At 74.2% G+C, this 16,234-nt stretch carries 15 protein-coding genes; 1 reads left to right on the forward strand and 14 read right to left on the reverse strand.

What is annotated here, in order from left to right; all coding sequences use genetic code 11:
* The first annotated feature begins 60 nt into the window (after positions 1 to 60).
* The gene (locus tag TAE01_RS16275) at positions 61 to 1,044 is read left to right on the forward strand and encodes an EamA family transporter (protein ID WP_147067858.1); all 984 of its coding nucleotides are present in this window, start codon (positions 61 to 63) and stop codon (positions 1,042 to 1,044) included.
* Here TAE01_RS16275 and TAE01_RS16280 read toward each other — a convergent pair.
* From TAE01_RS16280 to TAE01_RS16345, 14 genes are all read right to left on the reverse strand, one after another.
* Positions 946 to 1,374, reverse strand: a complete 429-nt coding sequence (locus TAE01_RS16280; RefSeq protein ID WP_147067859.1) for a YchJ family protein — start codon at positions 1,372 to 1,374, stop codon at positions 946 to 948. The genes TAE01_RS16275 and TAE01_RS16280 overlap by 99 nt on opposite strands.
* A complete protein-coding gene (locus tag TAE01_RS16285; protein ID WP_147067860.1) occupies positions 1,371 to 2,048 on the reverse strand; it encodes an NUDIX domain-containing protein in 678 nt (225 codons plus the stop codon). Before TAE01_RS16285 ends, TAE01_RS16280 begins: the two co-directional genes overlap by 4 nt.
* A gap of 7 nt (positions 2,049 to 2,055) precedes the next feature.
* Positions 2,056 to 3,885 (reverse strand): CTP synthase, encoded by a 1,830-nt coding sequence (gene pyrG / locus TAE01_RS16290; RefSeq protein ID WP_371860850.1) that lies wholly within the window; start codon positions 3,883 to 3,885, stop codon positions 2,056 to 2,058.
* Entirely contained in the window at positions 3,843 to 4,985 is a 1,143-nt protein-coding gene (locus tag TAE01_RS16295) for a glycosyltransferase family 4 protein (RefSeq protein WP_246111406.1), read from the reverse strand. The genes pyrG and TAE01_RS16295 overlap by 43 nt, the downstream gene beginning before the upstream one ends.
* Complete coding sequence (gene murJ / locus TAE01_RS16300; RefSeq protein ID WP_147067862.1) at positions 4,982 to 6,697, reverse strand: murein biosynthesis integral membrane protein MurJ; 1,716 nt, start codon at positions 6,695 to 6,697, stop codon at positions 4,982 to 4,984. Before murJ ends, TAE01_RS16295 begins: the two co-directional genes overlap by 4 nt.
* Entirely contained in the window at positions 6,694 to 7,638 is a 945-nt protein-coding gene (locus TAE01_RS16305; protein WP_147067863.1) for a hypothetical protein, read from the reverse strand. Before TAE01_RS16305 ends, murJ begins: the two co-directional genes overlap by 4 nt.
* Positions 7,635 to 8,597 (reverse strand): copper transporter, encoded by a 963-nt coding sequence (locus TAE01_RS16310; protein WP_147067864.1) that lies wholly within the window; start codon positions 8,595 to 8,597, stop codon positions 7,635 to 7,637. The genes TAE01_RS16305 and TAE01_RS16310 overlap by 4 nt, the downstream gene beginning before the upstream one ends.
* On the reverse strand, positions 8,594 to 9,775 hold the full coding sequence (gene steA / locus TAE01_RS16315) for a putative cytokinetic ring protein SteA (RefSeq protein ID WP_147067865.1): 1,182 nt from the start codon (positions 9,773 to 9,775) through the stop codon (positions 8,594 to 8,596). Before steA ends, TAE01_RS16310 begins: the two co-directional genes overlap by 4 nt.
* Before the next feature lie 127 nt (positions 9,776 to 9,902).
* Complete coding sequence (gene recN / locus TAE01_RS16320) at positions 9,903 to 11,675, reverse strand: DNA repair protein RecN (protein WP_186815247.1); 1,773 nt, start codon at positions 11,673 to 11,675, stop codon at positions 9,903 to 9,905.
* A 9-nt stretch (positions 11,676 to 11,684) separates the two neighbouring features.
* Complete coding sequence (locus TAE01_RS16325; protein ID WP_147067866.1) at positions 11,685 to 12,629, reverse strand: NAD kinase; 945 nt, start codon at positions 12,627 to 12,629, stop codon at positions 11,685 to 11,687.
* A complete protein-coding gene (locus tag TAE01_RS16330) occupies positions 12,626 to 13,426 on the reverse strand; it encodes a TlyA family RNA methyltransferase (RefSeq protein ID WP_147067867.1) in 801 nt (266 codons plus the stop codon). The genes TAE01_RS16325 and TAE01_RS16330 overlap by 4 nt, the downstream gene beginning before the upstream one ends.
* The gene (locus tag TAE01_RS16335; protein ID WP_147067868.1) at positions 13,423 to 13,752 is read right to left on the reverse strand and encodes a hypothetical protein; all 330 of its coding nucleotides are present in this window, start codon (positions 13,750 to 13,752) and stop codon (positions 13,423 to 13,425) included. Before TAE01_RS16335 ends, TAE01_RS16330 begins: the two co-directional genes overlap by 4 nt.
* 150 nt (positions 13,753 to 13,902) lie before the next feature.
* Complete coding sequence (locus tag TAE01_RS16340; protein ID WP_147067869.1) at positions 13,903 to 14,982, reverse strand: HAD-IIA family hydrolase; 1,080 nt, start codon at positions 14,980 to 14,982, stop codon at positions 13,903 to 13,905.
* 132 nt (positions 14,983 to 15,114) lie between these two features.
* Positions 15,115 to 16,234 (reverse strand): tetratricopeptide repeat protein (locus TAE01_RS16345; protein ID WP_371860852.1); only part of this gene is annotated, 1,120 nt, incomplete at its 5' end.

Genomic DNA, 16,234 nt, shown 5'->3' on the forward strand with positions numbered 1-16,234 from the left:
ACAGTCAGGGCAACGACCATTCGATGGACGTGAAGGGTTGACCACCCCGAGGATGGCGACATGCGCCGCCGTGACACCGCCCTCGCCGTCCTCGTCGCCCTGCTCTGGGGCACGAACTTCGTCGCGATCCGGACCGGGCTGGACTCGGTGCCACCGCTGCTCTTCCTCGCGGTGCGTTTCGTCGTCGTCTGCGTCCCCGCGGTGTTCCTCGTGCGCCGCCCCGCGCTGCCCTGGCGCGACCTCGCCCTCATCGGTGCCTTCACGAGCCTGGGCCAGTTCGCCCTGCTCTACCTCTCGCTGCACCTCGGCATGCCGCCGGGACTCTCCTCGCTCGTCCTGCAGGCCCAGGTGCTCCTCACCGTCGTCATCGCCGCCGTCTGGCTCCGCGAGCGGCCCTCGGCACTGCAGCGCGCCGGGGTGGCGCTCGGCGGCGCCGGACTGGTCACCATCGCGGTCGGGCGCGGTCTGGCCGCGCCGCTGCTGCCCCTCGTCGTCCTCGTCCTCGCAGCAGTGTCGTGGGCGGTCGGCAACGTGCTGACCCGGCGGGCGGGCGCGCTGACCGGGCGGGGCGCCGGCCTCGGGGTGACCGTGTGGTCGGGCCTCGTCGTGCCGGTGCCCGCGCTGGCCCTCTCGCTCGTCTTCGAGGGCCCCACCGCCATCGGAGCGGCGCTCGGCCACGTCCACTGGCAGGCCGTCGCCTCGTCCGCGTACACGGCCTACCTGTCCTCGCTCGTCGGCTACGGGATCTGGAACACGCTGCTCGGGCGCTACCCCGTCGCGAAGGTGACCCCGTTCGCGATGCTCGTGCCGGTCTTCGGCATGGCCGCGGCCGCCGTCGTGTTCGGCGAGCGGCCGCACGCGCTCGAGCTCGTCGGCGGCGTCGTGCTGCTGGCCGGCGTCGCCGTCGCGGTCATCCGGCGACGCGCAGTGCCGTCCGCAGGGCCCTCATCGGTGCTCGCCGTCGACGTAGAGCCACCGGCCCGCGCGTCGAGCGAAACGGCTGACCTCGTGCAGCTCTCCCCGACGACTCCCGGCCCCCGCTGACGGCTCGGTCCACCGCGCGACGAACTCGACGACACCGTCGGGTTCGTCCGGGCCGCCGCCGTGCGTGCGGAGCACCGTCAGGCCCGTCCATCGCGTCGCCGGGTCGAGACCGACCCGGTCGGGCCGGGTGCGCGGGTGCCACGTCCGCACGAGGTAGTCCTCGTCGCCGGTCGCGAACGCCGCGTAGCGCGAACGCATGAGCTCCTCCGCAGTGACGGCCAAGCGCTCGCCGCGGTGGAGCGGCGCGCAGCACACGGCATACGTGAGCCCCTCGGCGCCACCCCCGCACGGGCACGGCGTCGAGAGGTCGCCCCCGAAGGCCCTGCTCATGACCTCGCGGCCCGCTGCGCCTCACGAGCCGGCCACGGCGCGTCGTGGGGCCGCAGCGTCGACCAGCCGCGGGCACGCGACAAGCCGGCCGAGAGCAGCCCGACGAGGGTGGCCGAGTTGCTGATCCGGCCGGCGAGGGCCGCGTCGACGGCGTCGTCCAGCGGCACCCAGAGCGGACGGAGCGTCAGCTCCTCGGCCGTGCGCTGGTGGGCGTCGGCCTCGGCCACCTCCCCGAGGCGCCGGGCCAGGAAGATCCGCACCGTCTCGGGGAAGGCCCCCGGCGAGGTGACGTCGTCGGCGAGAACGTGCCACTCCTCGGCCGTGAGGTCGACCTCCTCGGCGAGCTCGCGCGCCGCGGCCTCCCATGGCGGCTCGCCGTCCACGTCGAGCAGGCCCGCGGGCAGCTCCCACACGTGGCCTCCGCTCGCGTGACGGTACTGCCGGATCATGAGCACGTGCGGGACGCCGTCGAGCTCGCGCAGGGCGAGCACGGCGACGGCGCCGGGGTGGGTCACGAGATCACGCGTGACCACTCCCCCGGCACCGAGGTCGACGCGCTCGCGCACGACGTCGAAGATGATGCCCGCGAAGGGCGTCGTCGACTCGAGGACCGGTTCGGCGGTCCACTCCTCGACGAGGTCGGCCGACGTGCCGCGCGGTGCGTCGAGGCTCACCGGCGGCTCAGCCGGCGTCCGTGGCGGAGCCCGCCGAGGAGACCGTCGCGAGCTCGTCCGCCGCGTGCTGCTCGTCGGCCCGCTCGTTCGACGCGGCGCCGGCGTCGACGGCCGCGCGGTGACGCTCGACCTCGACGAGACGCTCGCTGCGCTGGCGCTCGAGCGCCGCGCCCACGAGCCCCGCGAAGAGCGGGTGCGCCCGGTTCGGCCGCGACAGGAACTCCGGGTGGGCCTGCGTCGAGACGTAGTACGGGTGGACGTCGCTCGGCAGCTCGACGAACTCGACGAGGGTGCCGTCCGGTGACGTGCCGGAGAAGACGAGGCCCGCCTTCTCGAGGTCGGCACGGTAGGAGTTGTTGACCTCGTAGCGGTGGCGGTGACGCTCCTGCACCTCGGCCTTGCCGTAGGCCCCACGGATGACGCTGCCCTCCTTGAGAGCCGCCGGGTAGAGCCCGAGGCGCATCGTGCCGCCGAGGTCGCCCGCTCCCTCGACGAACGCCTTCTGCTCCTCCATCGTCGCGATGACGGGGTGCTCGGTGTCGGGGTCGAACTCGGTCGAGCTCGCGTCCGCGTTGCCGAGCACGGTGCGGGCGTACTCGATGACCATGCACTGCAGCCCGAGGCAGATGCCGAGGGTGGGGACCTGCTTCTCGCGGGCCCACGTCAGCGCACCGAGCTTGCCCTCGATGCCGCGCACGCCGAACCCACCGGGGACGAGGACGGCGTCGACGCCGCCCAGAGCGCGCTGGGCGCCGGCCGGGGTCTGGCACTCATCGCTCGCCACCCAGCGGATGTTGACCTTCGCGTCGTGGTGGAAGCCGCCGGCGCGCAGCGCCTCGGTGACCGAGAGGTACGCGTCGGGCAGGTCGATGTACTTGCCGACGAGGGCGATCTCGATGTCGTGCTCGGGGTCATGGACCCGCTCGAGCAGCTGGTCCCACTCGGTCCAGTCGACGTCGCGGAAGCCCAGGCCCAGCCGGCGGATGACGTAGGCGTCGAGCCCCTCGCGGTGCAGCACCTTGGGGATGTCGTAGATGCTCGGGGCGTCGACGCAGGCGGCGACAGCGGTGACGTCGACGTCGCACATGAGCGAGATCTTGCGCTTGATCGGGTCGGGGATGTCGCGGTCGGCGCGCAGCACGAGCCCGTCGGGCTGGATGCCGACCTGGCGCAGCGCGGCGACCGAGTGCTGGGTCGGCTTGGTCTTCAGCTCGCCGCTCGGGGCGAGGTACGGCACGAGGGAGACGTGCAGGAAGAAGCTGTTGTCGCGGCCGATGAGGTGGCGCACCTGACGCGCGGCCTCGAGGAAGGGCAGCGACTCGATGTCGCCGACCGTGCCGCCGATCTCGGTGATGATGACGTCCGGCGCGTCCGGACCTCCGGTGGCGAGGGCGCGCATGCGGGCGACGATCTCGTTGGTGATGTGCGGGATGACCTGGACCGTGTCACCGAGGTACTCGCCGCGGCGCTCCTTGGCGATGACGTGGTTGTAGACCTGTCCGGTCGTCACGTTGGCGCTGCCGACGAGGTTCACGTCGAGGAAGCGTTCGTAGTGACCGATGTCGAGGTCGGTCTCCGCCCCGTCGTCGGTCACGAAGACCTCGCCGTGCTGGAACGGGTTCATCGTCCCAGGGTCGACGTTGATGTAGGGGTCGAGCTTCTGCATCGTGACCCGCAGGCCCCGCGATCGCAGAAGTCGTCCGAGGCTGGATGCCGTGAGGCCCTTGCCGAGAGAGGAGGCAACGCCCCCGGTCACAAAGATGTGCTTCGTCGTTTCCACCACGGGCTTCGAGTCTACGTCATCCCCGAGGTGTCCGCGGCGTAGCGGTCCACCCATCGGCGCGTCTCGTCGTCGGGGGTGGCCCAGGTCGCTGCCACGGCGCGCGCAGCGGCCCCTCGCCTCGCACGGGTCTCCGCCTCGAGCAGGAGGTGGTCGACCTCCTCGGCAACCGCCGACGGGTCACCCACGGCCACAAGCGAACCCGCACCGTCGACGAGCTCCGGCAGTCCACCTGTGCTGGTGACCACGACGGGAAGACCAGCTGCCATCGCCTCCTGGACGACGAGCGCGCGGGCCTCCCAGCGGCTCGTGAGGACGAACACCTCGGCAGCACGGAGCCACGTGGTCACGTCGGTGCGCGCACCGACGAACCGGACCACCGGGCCGCTCCCGTCGAGCCGGCGTATGCCGCGTGCCTCGTCCTCGAGGCGGGCGCGCAGCCGCTCGTCACCGTCTCCGACGACGACCCACGTGGCGGGGACCCTCGAGCTGCGTGCGGCCGCGAGCAGGGTCGGCAGGTCCTTCTGCGGTGCGATGCGAGAGACGGTGAGCACGAGCGGTCGGTCGGTGGCGATCCCGGCACCGGCGAGGAGCGCGTCGCGGTCCGGGGCGCCGAGACGGTCGGAGACCAGGAGGTCGGCGACGGCGGCCGACGGCACGAAGGCCGGCTCGACGCGGCGCGCCCCGAGCGCGCGGGCGAGGTCGACGAGGTCGGCGCTCGCCCCGGTCACGAGATCGGCGCGCCGGATGGCCCAGCCGATCAGGGAGCGGGCGACCGAGGCGCGGGCCCGGCCCGGGGCCGACGGGGGCGCGGGCGGCAGGTCGTTGTGGAGCGACACGACGAGGCGGGGCCGCGGGCGGGCACGAGCCACGGCGACGGCCGCCACGACGGCCGCCTGGTGGCCGTGGGCGTGCACGACGGCGACGGTCCCGGCGAGGCGCATGACCCGGTGCCAGTCCACGAGACCGCGTGGTGCCCGTCGGCCGGGGTGGACCGGCCACAGCCGGTGCGCGTCCGCCCAGCCGAACGTCCGGGCCGTCGAGTCGGCCGTGACGATCTGGACCTCGTGGCCCAGGCCTCGCAGACCGGCCACGAGCGTGTCGACGTGACCGCCCACGCCTCCCGCCGACCGGCCGAGCACCATGAGCACCCTCATGCGACCGCGTCCGCCGTGTCGGGGTCACGTCGCCGACGCCGGACCCGCGCCAGGACCGAGGGGTCGATCGCGACGGTCAGTCCCACCATGACGAGCAGGGCCACGACGCCGACACCGAGCCCGACGGCCACGCTCGAGCCCGCAGACTGCCCGACACCGTGGATCGAGAGCCACGAGGCCAGCCCACGCCCGGCGATCGCACCGGCGACGGACCCGACGAGCGCAGCCAGAAGGGGTCTCGCCGGGAGGGAGAGCGCGTGCCATCCCCAGGTCCTGCCCACGAGCGCGACGAGGAGCGCTGCGCCCGCGGCGAGCCCGAGGCTGGAACCGCCGGCCAGCGCCCGCAGGGTGGCCGGGCCGCCGGCCCCCGAGGTGTCCAGTGCGACGAGCGGCAGGACGACCGTGCCGAGCCAGCCCGCCGCGGCGAGGCCACCGGCCACGAGCGGCGACCCCCGGACGTAGGACGCCCGCGACAGCAGCCCGATGACGCCGAGGGCGACGACGGAGGGGGCGAAGAGCGTCACCGCATCGCCCATGGTGGCCAGCGTCTCGAGCGAGGCATCGGAGTCGGCGCCTGCGTCGAGCGCGCTGAAGAAGACCCCCACCGGGATCGCGACCGCGACGAGGGTCGCGGCACCGAGCAGCGTCACGACGAGTGTCGCGAGCCAGGCCCGGCGCAGGGTGGCGGCGGCGAGGTCCTCGCCCGCCTCCTGCCCGGGGCGAGCGGATGGGTCTGCGACGGCGCCGTCACCCGCAGCGTGCGCGCCGGCCAGCGACGGGAACGCGGCCGTGGCGAGCGGCACGGCCAGGACGGCATACGGGAGCAGGGTGACCGCCTGCGCATACGTGTAGACGTTGAGCGTTCCCGCTCCCCCGCGGTCGTTGGCGAGGCGGATGACGACGAGGGTCGCCACCTGCTGCCCGGCGACGGCGACGAGACCCGAGGCGGCGAGCAGGCGCACGCGGCCGCCGACACCGTCGGGGAAGTGGAGGCGCGGACGCAGCCGCACGCCGGCTCGGCGCACCGGCACGACGAGCGGCAGCGCGAGGGCCACCACCCCGAGCGTCGTGCCGACCCCGAGCACGACGAGCGCCGAGTGGGGCACCGCGTCGATCTCTGCCGCCGGGTGGAGGGCCAGGCTGCGGTAGGCGAGGTAGGTCGCGATGACGACGATGCTCGAGAGCAGCGGCGCCAGGGCGGCACCGACGAACCGGTGGTGCGCCTGGAGCACTCCGGCCATGACGATGGCGATGCCGTAGAGCGGGATCTGGATGGCGAAGATCCTCAGCAGCTCGGCCCCGAGGGCGACCTCGCCGGCGCACCCGGTGCCGAGCAGGGCGCCGGCGATCGGGCGTGCCGCGAGGGCGACGAGGAGGCCTAGGGGCACGAGGACGGCCGCCGCCCAGGTGAGCAGCGCCGAGGCCGTGCCGTCGGCGTGGTCTCGGTCGCCCCGGGCCAGGGCGCCCGCGACGAGGGGCACGGCCACGGCCGCGAGCACTCCTCCGGCGGCGATCTCGAAGAGGACGTTGGGCACGGCGTTGACCGACTGGTAGACGCTCCCGACGCACGTCGCCCCGACGGAGTGCGAGAAGACGAACCAGCGCCCGAAACCGACGACGCGCGCGACGAGGGTGATGACGGCGATGGTGCCGGCGGCGGCGAACAGGCCCCGGCGTGAGAGCGACGGCCTCGTCGGTCCGGGCGCGGTCACCGGCGCCCCCGACCCCACTCGTCGAGGCGGCGCAGCACCGGGTGGGCCTCGATCACCCGCGTGAAGCTGACCCGTTCCGAGGCCAGGGTGAGGGCGGCAAGCCCCGTCAGGATGGCAGTCCGTCCGGTGAGGCCCGTGCGCTCGACGAGGGCGAGGCCGAGCAGGGCCCCGGCGGCGTTGGCGCCGGTGTCCCCGAGCATGGCCGTCGCGGCGAGGTCGTCCCGGACCACCCCGACCGAGGACCCGACGGCGGCCGCCGCTGCGCCGCTGCCGACCATCGGGAGACCGACGGCGACGGCGACCTTGAGCGCTCGGCCGGGCCGGAGGTCGAAGAGGTTGACGGCGTTGGCCGCTCCGGCGACCACGGCACCGCCGACGATCGTGGACAGCACGTTGCGCGCTCGGGAGCGCGCGGTGCCCCGTGGGCGCGCTCCGGGCCGGGAGTCGAGCAGGGCCGCGCCGACGACGCCGGTGACGCCGAGGCCGACGACCTTCACGGCGCCGGTCGTGACGTCGCCCCTGGCCAGGGCCCGCAGGTGGCCCTTGAGCCCCTTGTCGGCCGCGCCCCCGGCGAGGTCGTCGAGGGCGCCGAGAGCCCCGGAGGCGAGCGCCACGACGACGGTGGCCCGGGCGGTACCTCGACCCCTGCGGCGGCCACCGCGGGTCGCGCCGGCACCGCGCGGGCCGGCAGCGACGGGGGCAACGGTCAGGGCATCGGCGACGACCCCGGCGAGGACCCCGGCGAGGACCCCCGCGACCGCGCCGGCGACCCAGGCCGGCCCCTCGAGGAGCGTCACGTCGGCCCCGGCGTGGTTGGTGCGCGCCCACGGCGCCCGGGCTGCCGGCGGCAGGCGACGACCGGCCCGGAGCAGCGCCCACGACGTGACCGCTGACCCGGCGAGGGGCGCGAGCGTGCCTGCGACTCGACGGCTCGAGGTCACGGAAGCACCCTCGGGACCTTGTCGGTGGCGCCCGCGGACACGCCGTAGTGCCCGACCTTCTCGTCGAGGGCGTTCTCGATCGCGAGCACGACGGTCGCCGGGCCGTCGCCGGCCCTGGCGTGGTCGACCGTGGAGACCAGCTGAGCCGTCTCGGACTTCTCGCGCACCGCCTGCACGGCGTTGGAGGTCACGGCTTGTCCGGCCGCCACGACGGTCTCGCCGCCGGCGACGACGGTCGCGCGGGAGGCGCCAGCCAGGGCCATGACGAGTGCGCGCACGACATCGGACCGGGCCGAGACCACGGCGTCGGACCCGGCGTAGTCGCCGGACACGACGAGGGCGAGGTCCGACGGCGCGAGGTCGGCGGTGGTGCTGTCCAGCAGGTTGGCGTCGACGAGCACCTTGAGCGCGGCGGAGCGCTGCGCCTGCGTGCCGGTCGCGCCCGAGGCGCTCGTCGAGCTCGTCGAGACGGTCAGGTAGCTGAGGACCTGGATGAGCAAGGGGTCCCCGGTGGCGGTCGAGCCGAGGCCGAGCGCGGTCGCGGCCGCATGGGCCGCCGTGGCCCGGTCGGCCGCCTGGCTCGGGTCGAACCAGTCCTGGCTCAGCGTGACGGTCCCCGTCAGGGCGGCACCGCTCTGCGGCACGACGGCCTCGAGGTTGCTCACCATGGTGCCGTCGGCCGACGGCATGACGACGACGACGGCGCGGTGGCCGGTCAGGCGTCCGTGGACCACGCGCGGCTGGACGGCGGCGGCGTACTCGTCGGAGGCGTCGACGAGCTTGCCGCTGACCGTCAGCTTGTCGTTGAGCGCCTGCTTCTCGGTGCGCAGGGCCGCGACCTGGTCGCCGAGCTGGTCCCCGAGGTTGGCCTGCAACGGCCCGGCCCCGAGCACGATGCCCACCGCGAGCGCGAGGAACACCGAGATGATCGAGACGAGGTGGTAGCGGAAGTCGATCACGTGAAGATCCCAACGACGGCGGTCCAGATGTCGTCCCACCGGGCGGCGAGGACCTGTAGCCATGCCTTGCCGGCGGGGGTGGACGCCAGCGCCGCGAAGAAGGCGAGCATCCCCACGAGCAGCATCGTCACGAGCAGCCGGCCGGGGATGCGAGCGCGGTAGAGCTGGCTGACCCCCTTGGCGTCGACGAGCTTGCCGCCGACGCGCAGCCGGGTCAGGAAGGTGGAGGCCTGGCCGTCGCGTCCCTTGTCGAGGAACTCCACGAGGGTGACGTGGGTGCCGACGGCGACGATGAGCTCGGCCCCGGAGTCGTCGGCGAGGAGCATGGCGACGTCCTCGCTCGTGCCGGCGGCCGGGAAGACGACCGGCGTGATGCCGAGGGCCTCGACGCGGGCGAGCCCCGGCGCGCGCCCGTCGCGGTAGGCGTGGACGACGATCTCGGCCCCGCAGCGCAACGCCCGGTCGGAGACCGAGTCCATGTCGCCGACGATGAGGTCCGGCTTGTGCCCCGACTCGAGGATCGCGTCGGCGCCGCCGTCGACACCGACGAGGATGGGCCGGTACTCCCGGATGTAGGGGCGCAGCGCCTCGAGGTCCTCGCGGTAGTGGTAGCCCCGCACCACGATGAGGCAGTGCCGGCCGTCGATCTCGGTCGTGATCGGCGGGACACCCACCCCGTCGAGCAGCAGGTCGCGCTCCTTGCGGATGAACTCCATCGTGTTCGTCGCGAACGCCTCGATCTGCACGGCGAGGCCGGCGCGCGCCTCGTGCATCTGGGCCTGCACGGCCTCCGCGTCGAGGAGGGTGCCCGTGGCCACCTTCGTCTCTCCGGACCACAGGTCGTCGCCGGAGAGGCGGAGCGGCTGGCCGTCGGTGAGGGTCATGACCCCCGGGCCGGCGGCGTCGAGCACCGGGATGCCACCCTCGACGAGGATCTGCGGGCCGAGGTTCGGGTAGCGGCCACTGATCGAGGCGCTGGCGTTGACGACCGCTGCGGGCCGCTTGGACACGAGGGCGTCGGCGCTGACCTTGTCGAGGTCCGAGTGGTCGATGACGGCGATGTCGCCGGGCTGCAGCCGCTTGGTCAGCGTCTTGGTCCGCCGGTCGACGCGGGCGGTGCCGGTGACGCCGGGACCGGAGTCCCCGGGATGGGGCCGGCGGCGGATGGAGAGGGCCATGATGGGCCCAATCGTGCCACGTCGGGGGTGTCGCGGGCCCATCGGTCCGCGCCGCGCCGCAGGGTCCGTGGTCACGCCGCGCCGCTCGTCCGCCGGGCGGCAGAGGGACGAGGCGATCGCACCACGGTCAGCGCCGGCGCTGCCCCACCCGGGCGCCACCAGTCTGCTCGAGGAGGTCACCGGCGTGGGCCAGACCTGCCTCGGAGTCGGGGTCGCCGCCCATCATCCGGGACAGCTCGCGCAACCGGGCGTCACCCTCCACGACCGAGACGCTGCTCGAGGTGATGCGTCCGTCGTCGGCCTTGTGCACGACGAGGTGCCGGTCTGCGAAGGCGGCGACCTGCGCGAGGTGGGTGACGACGATGACCTGGGCGTGCTCGGCGAGGGCCGCGAGACGGGCGCCGACGTCGAGGGCCGCGCGCCCTCCGACTCCCGCGTCGACCTCGTCGAAGACGAACGTGGGCGGCCCGGCAGCAGCCTCACCGGACGGGCTCCGCGAGCCGACGACCTCGAGGGCCAGCATGACGCGGGACAGCTCGCCGCCGGACGCGGCGCGGGCGACGCTGCGCGGCGTGGCGCCGGGGTTGGCCGCCAGCAGGATCTCGACGTCGTCGATGCCGTGCCGCGACAGGCGCACGCGCTCCCCGTCGGGCAGTGCGACGCCCTCGGGGTCGGCACGACGCCCGAGCTCGACGTGGACGACCGCCTTGCCCATCGCCAGGTGGGCGAGCTCCTCGGACACCCGGACCCCGAAGTCGTCACCCGCCGCCCGCCGCGCGTCGGACAGGGCGACGGCGGCGGCGACGACGGAGGCCTCGAGCTCGGCGACCTCCGCGCCTAGGCGCCCGACGCGGTCGTCGGCGGTGACGAGCTCGTCGAGACGTGCCGCGCCGCGCCCTGACCAGTCGAGCACCTCGTCGACGGTCTCGCCGTACTTGCGCGTCAGCACCCCGAGGGCTGCCCGGCGCTCCTGGACGTAGCCGAGACGTTCGGGGTCGAGGTCGATGTCCTGGAGGTATGCCGTGAGGTCGGCCGAGAGGTCGGTGACGAGCGTGCCGACCTCGTGCAGTCTCTCGTCGAGCCCCGCCAGGGCCTGGTCGTGAGGCGTGGCCGGGGCGAGGGCCGCACGCGCCGCCCCGACGAGGTCGCGCACGTTGGGCGTCGGCTCGGCGGCGTACTCGTCACCGCTGAGGTCGGCGAGTGCCTGCGCGGCGGCGAGGCGAAGGGTGTCGGCGTGCGCGAGCCGCTCGTCCTCCGCACGGAGCGCGACGTCCTCGCCCGGCTGGGGGTCGACCGCCTCGATCTCCTCGAGGGACGCGGTGAGCGAGTCGATCTCGCGGGCCCGCTCACGGGCCTCGGACACGAGGCGGGCGTGCTCACGGGCACTGTCACGCCAGCGGTCGTGGAGCTCGGCGACGCGGTCGCGCAGCGACGTGAGCCCCGGCCCGCCGAAGTCGTCGAGCACCTGCCGGTGCGCGTCGCCCTGCTTGAGGCGCCACTGGTCGGCCTGGCCGTGCACGGCGACGAGCAGCTGGCCGAGCTCGGCCAGCACCGAGACCGGCGCCACGCGGCCGCCGACGTGGGCCCGGGAGCGGCCGGCCGCAGCGATGGTGCGCGCGATGACGAGCTCACCGTCCTCGTGGTCGGCGCCGGCCTCGTCGGCCCGGACGAGGGCCGGGTGGTCGAGGGGCAGCTGGACGACGCCCTCGACGAGCGCGGACGAGGACCCGTTGCGCACGAGGCCGGAGTCGGCCCGCTCCCCCAGCAGCAGGCCGAGGCCCGAGACGACCATCGTCTTGCCGGCGCCCGTCTCACCGGTGAGCACGTTGAGGCCGGGACTGAGGTCGAGGACGGCGTCGTCGATGACACCGACGCCGCGGATCCTCATCTGGCTGAACACGGGACCACCTTAGGGCCGGGCACCCGCACCGCCGGGGACGTCGTCCACCGGGGCGACGCCGTCGCCGTTGCCCCGCCAGCCGGCGACGGACAGGTCGAACTTGGCCACGAGGCGGTCGGTGAACGGTGCGCTCGTCAGGCGGGCGAGGCGCAGGGGGCGCAGACCGCGGCGCACCTCGATCCTCGCGCCCGGGGGCAGGTCGACGTGGCGGCGGCCGTCGCACCACATGACGCCGGACCCCTCGGTGGCGGCCTTGATCTCCACCGCGAGGTGCGTGTCGGGACCGAGCACGAGAGGGCGGGCGAACAGGGCGTGGGCGGCGCTCGGGACGAGCAGGATGGCCTCCACCTGGGGCCACACGACCGGGCCACCGGCGGAGAAGGCGTAGGCGGTCGACCCGGTGGGCGTCGACACGATGACCCCGTCACAGCCCCAGCTCGACAGGGGCCGGCCGTCGACCTCGATCGTCACCTCGAGCATCCGCTCGCGGGACGCCTTCTCGACGCTCACCTCGTTGAGGGCCCAGCTGCTCGCGATGAGCTCGCCGTGGAGCTTGGCGTCGACGTGGAGCGTCATCCTCTCCTCGACGGCGTAGTTGTCGCGGGCGATGTGCTCGACGGTGGCATCGAGGTCGTCGCGCTCGGCCTCGGCGAGGAAGCCCACGTGCCCGAGGTTGACGCCGAGCAGGGGCACGTCCATGCTCCGGGCGAACTCGGCGCCGCGAAGGATGGTGCCGTCGCCGCCGAGCACCACGACGAGGTCGCACCCTTCGGCCACCTGTGCCTCAGCGGCGATGTGCACGCGGGAGCTGTCCTTGAGGTCGAGGGCCTTGGCCTCGTCGGCCTGAAGCGACACGTCGATGCCGAGATGCGTCAGACGCTCGACGACGCCCTTGGCGACGCTCAGCGCCTCGGGACGCCGCGGGTGGGCCACGAGCAGGATCCGGCGCGTCACGGGGCTCCTTCCAGGTCGAGGGCCTCCAGCATGTCATCCACCGCCGTCACCGGTGCTCCCGGGACGGGTCTCGGCGCGAGCCAGAAGAGGAACTCACGGTTGCCGTCGCCGCCGGCGATGGGGCTGGCGGTCGCACCGTGCAGGTGAAGGTGCTGGTCCTGCACGACACCCGCCACCTCGCGCAGGACGCGTCGACGTTCGTGGGGCGAGGTGACCACTCCGGTGCGGCCCAGTCGTTCGCGGCCCACCTCGAACTGCGGCTTGACGAGCACGACCAGGTCGCCGTCGTCGGTGACGAGCGGACGCATCGCCGGCAGGGCGATGGCGAGCGAGATGAAGCTGAGGTCCGACACGACGACGTCGAAGGAGCCGCCGAGGCCCGCGGCGTCGACGTCACGGATGTTGGTGCCGGGCAGGTCACGGACCCGCGGGTCGCCGGCGATCGACTGGACCAGCTGGTCGTGGCCGACGTCGAGGGCCGTGACGTGAGCTGCCCCTCGTTCGAGCAGCACCTGCGTGAACCCGCCCGTGCTGGCACCGACGTCGAGGCAGCGGCGCCCGTCGATCCGGACCGGCCACGTGTCGAGGGCGTGCAGGAGCTTGAGGGCGGCTCGCCCCACCCAGCGGTCCGGCTCGCGGGTCAGCTCGATGACGGAGGCGTCGCCGACGGCCAGCGCCGGCTTGCGTGCCGGCCGGCCGTCGACGAGGACCACCCCGGCGGTGACGAGCTCATGGGCCTGGGTGCGCGACCTCGCCAGCCCCCGGGCGACGAGCTCGACGTCGAGACGACGCGTCACGCCCCACCGAGACCGCCGAGGCGGCTCTGCAGGCTCCGGTGGGCGTGCTCGCCCGCCTCGATGCGGTCGGCGAAGGTCCCGGTCTGCGACTCGGCGAGGCGCATCATCGCATCGTCGACGGCCTCGTCGCCGGTCACCGGCGGTGTGGGGACGGCGGCGGCGGGCTCGAGACCCGGCCGTGCCTGGTCGGAGTCCTCGCCGGAGCTCGCGACGTCACCCTCGCCGTGGCCCTCGCCGTGGCCCGCATGAGAGAGCGAGGGCCCCTGCTCCTTCGTGGCCGACTCGTCCGTCACGAGGTCCTCGCGGGATTCGCTCTCGCCGTTCATGTGCTGCCTCCGTGCCGTGGTTCGTCCGCTGCGAGCACGCTACCCGGTCGCCCCGGGCCGAGGTCTCCCCGGGGACCGGCCAGGTGGAACGAGAGCCGCGTGCGCGTGCTCCGTAGGCCGTCGTCCGCGGCGGACCGCCGGGTAGGTGTCTCAGTCGCGCTCGCCGTGCGCGGCATCGTCGAGCACGTGCTCGAGAGCGGCAGCACCGGCCCGCAGACGGTCCCCGTCACCACCGCTGGCACCACCGCCGTCACGCTCACCCGCAGCGTCACGCATCTCGAGCAGGGCAGCCACCCCCGCTCGCACCACCTCGATGGCATCGGCGCCACCCCGTTCGATGCGCAGGCCATCGGCGCCCGACGTGACCCGCGCCGACCCGCAACGCCACCCACCCGCGTCGCGGGTCGGGACGGCATACGGCCTGAGGAGGTCGGCCAGGGAGGCGAGGACGTACGTCGGGGTCGCGTGCCCGAGCACGAGCTCGGTCGGGCCGTCCACACCGGTCAGGACCCACGCCGCGTCGACACCAGCCGCCTCGGCGCCGGCGATGTCGGTGTCGAGACGGTCACCGACGGCGAGCGTCCGGGCGGCCTCGGTTCCGAGGCGGTCGAGCGACAGTCGGTAGAGGGGAGGGTGCGGCTTGCCGACGACATCGGGGCGACGTCCCACGGCGGCGGCCAACAGGTCGACGTAGGCGCCGTTGCCCGGGGACTGACCCCACGGGAGCGGCAGCGTCGCGTCGTCGTTGCTGGCGACCCACGGCAGCCCGGTCGTCAGCAGCCGCGCGGCGGTCTCGAAGTCGCGCACCGATAACTGCCTGCCGTAGCCCTGGAGCACCGCCGCGACGGTCTCGAGCTCGCCGGCGTCTGCCCCCGGCGAGACGGGGGCGAGGCCGACGGCCTGCAACGCCTCGATGACGCCGTCCCCACCGAGCGCGAGCACGGTGGCCCCGGGTTCGAGCTGCTCTGCGAGTCGGGCCGCTCCGGCCTGCGCGCTCGACACGACGTCTGCTGCCGTGGCAGGGGCACCGAGGCCGGCGACCTGCTCGGCCACCTCCGCGGGGACGCGCGACGCGTTGTTCGTGGCGTAGACGACCTTCACCCCGCGCTGCACGACCCGCTGGAGGGCGTCAGCGGCCTCGGGCACGGCCTCCGCTCCGCGGTAGACGACGCCGTCGAGGTCGCACACCACCCCGTCATAGCCCGCGATCACGGGATCCTCGGTCTTCATCGTGTCGTCGCCCTCCTCTGCGCCCGACCCTATGACGTGACGCTCGTACCGCACAGGAGGTGCGCTGACGCCGCGTCGGGCCCGCCCCACGGGGTCGAGCCCGTCGGGCAGGTCGCTCGGCGCCCTCGGCGCTCAGTCCCTCTCGCGGTCCGCGTCATCCGCCGACGTGACGGCGTCGGTCTCGTCGTCGTCCTCGTCACCGAGCAGGTCGGTGACGTCGACGCCGTCCAGCTCCTCGAGACGCTCCGCGGCATCGGTGGTCAGCTCGTGGTCGGCGTCCGCTGCGCGGGCGAACCAGTCACGAGCCACCTCGAGGTCACCCGCTGCGAGCTTGGCGTCGGCGTAGGCGTAGTAGAGCCGGGCCGCAGACGGGCGGTTGGGGTTGATCCGCTTGACGAGGTCGCTCAGGCCGGCGGCCGCAGCGTCCAGCTGTCCGAGGTCGCGGCGGATCCCGGAGACGACGATGGCCAGCTCGACGCGGTCGTCGATGGCGAGGTTGTTCGCCTCGTCGGACTGCGCCAGCTCGAGGGCCTTGTCGTGGCGCCCGAGCGCGCGCTCGCAGTCGACCATGAGCGGCAGCAGGTGGCTCGAGCCCGAGAGTCGGCGCACCGTCCGGAACTCCCCCAGCGCCCGGGCCCAGTCACCGAGACGGTAGGCAACGAGGCCCAGCGACTCACGCGCCGCCGGGACGCGGCCCGCGCGGCGGACCGCGGTCTCGGCGTGCGCCAGCGCGGCCTCGGGCTCGACGTCGAGCAGCTCGGCCACCATGACCAGGTGCTGGGCGACGCCCTCGGCGTTCTCCTTGGACAGGGTGCGCAGCTGGTTCTTGACGCCGCGGTCGACCTCGTGGCCGGTGACGCCCTCGCGGATCGCCGGCTCGGGCTTGCGCGGGGACTTCGGGGTCAGGCGCGAGCCGCCACGGCGGTCGTCGTCCTGCAGACGACCAGCGCCGCCGCGCGGGCGGTCGTCGAACCGGCGAGGACCGCGGTCGCTGCTGCCGCCGCTGGAGCGGCGGTCGTCGGAGCGGTACCCGCCGCGGTCACTGCCGCTGGTCGAGCGGCGGTCGTCGGAGCGGTACCCGCCGCGGTCACTGCCGCTGGTCGAGCGCCGGTCGTCAGAGCGGTACCCGCCACGGTCGCTGCCGCCGCCGCTGGAGCGGCGGTCATCGGAGCGGTACCCGCCCCGGTCGCTGCCACCCGTCGAGCGCCGGTCGTCCGACCGGTAGCCACCGCGGTCGCTGCCGCCGCTGGAA

The sequence above is a fragment of the Terrabacter aerolatus genome (genome assembly GCF_007991735.1).
GTDB lineage: Bacteria > Actinomycetota > Actinomycetes > Actinomycetales > Dermatophilaceae > Terrabacter > Terrabacter aerolatus.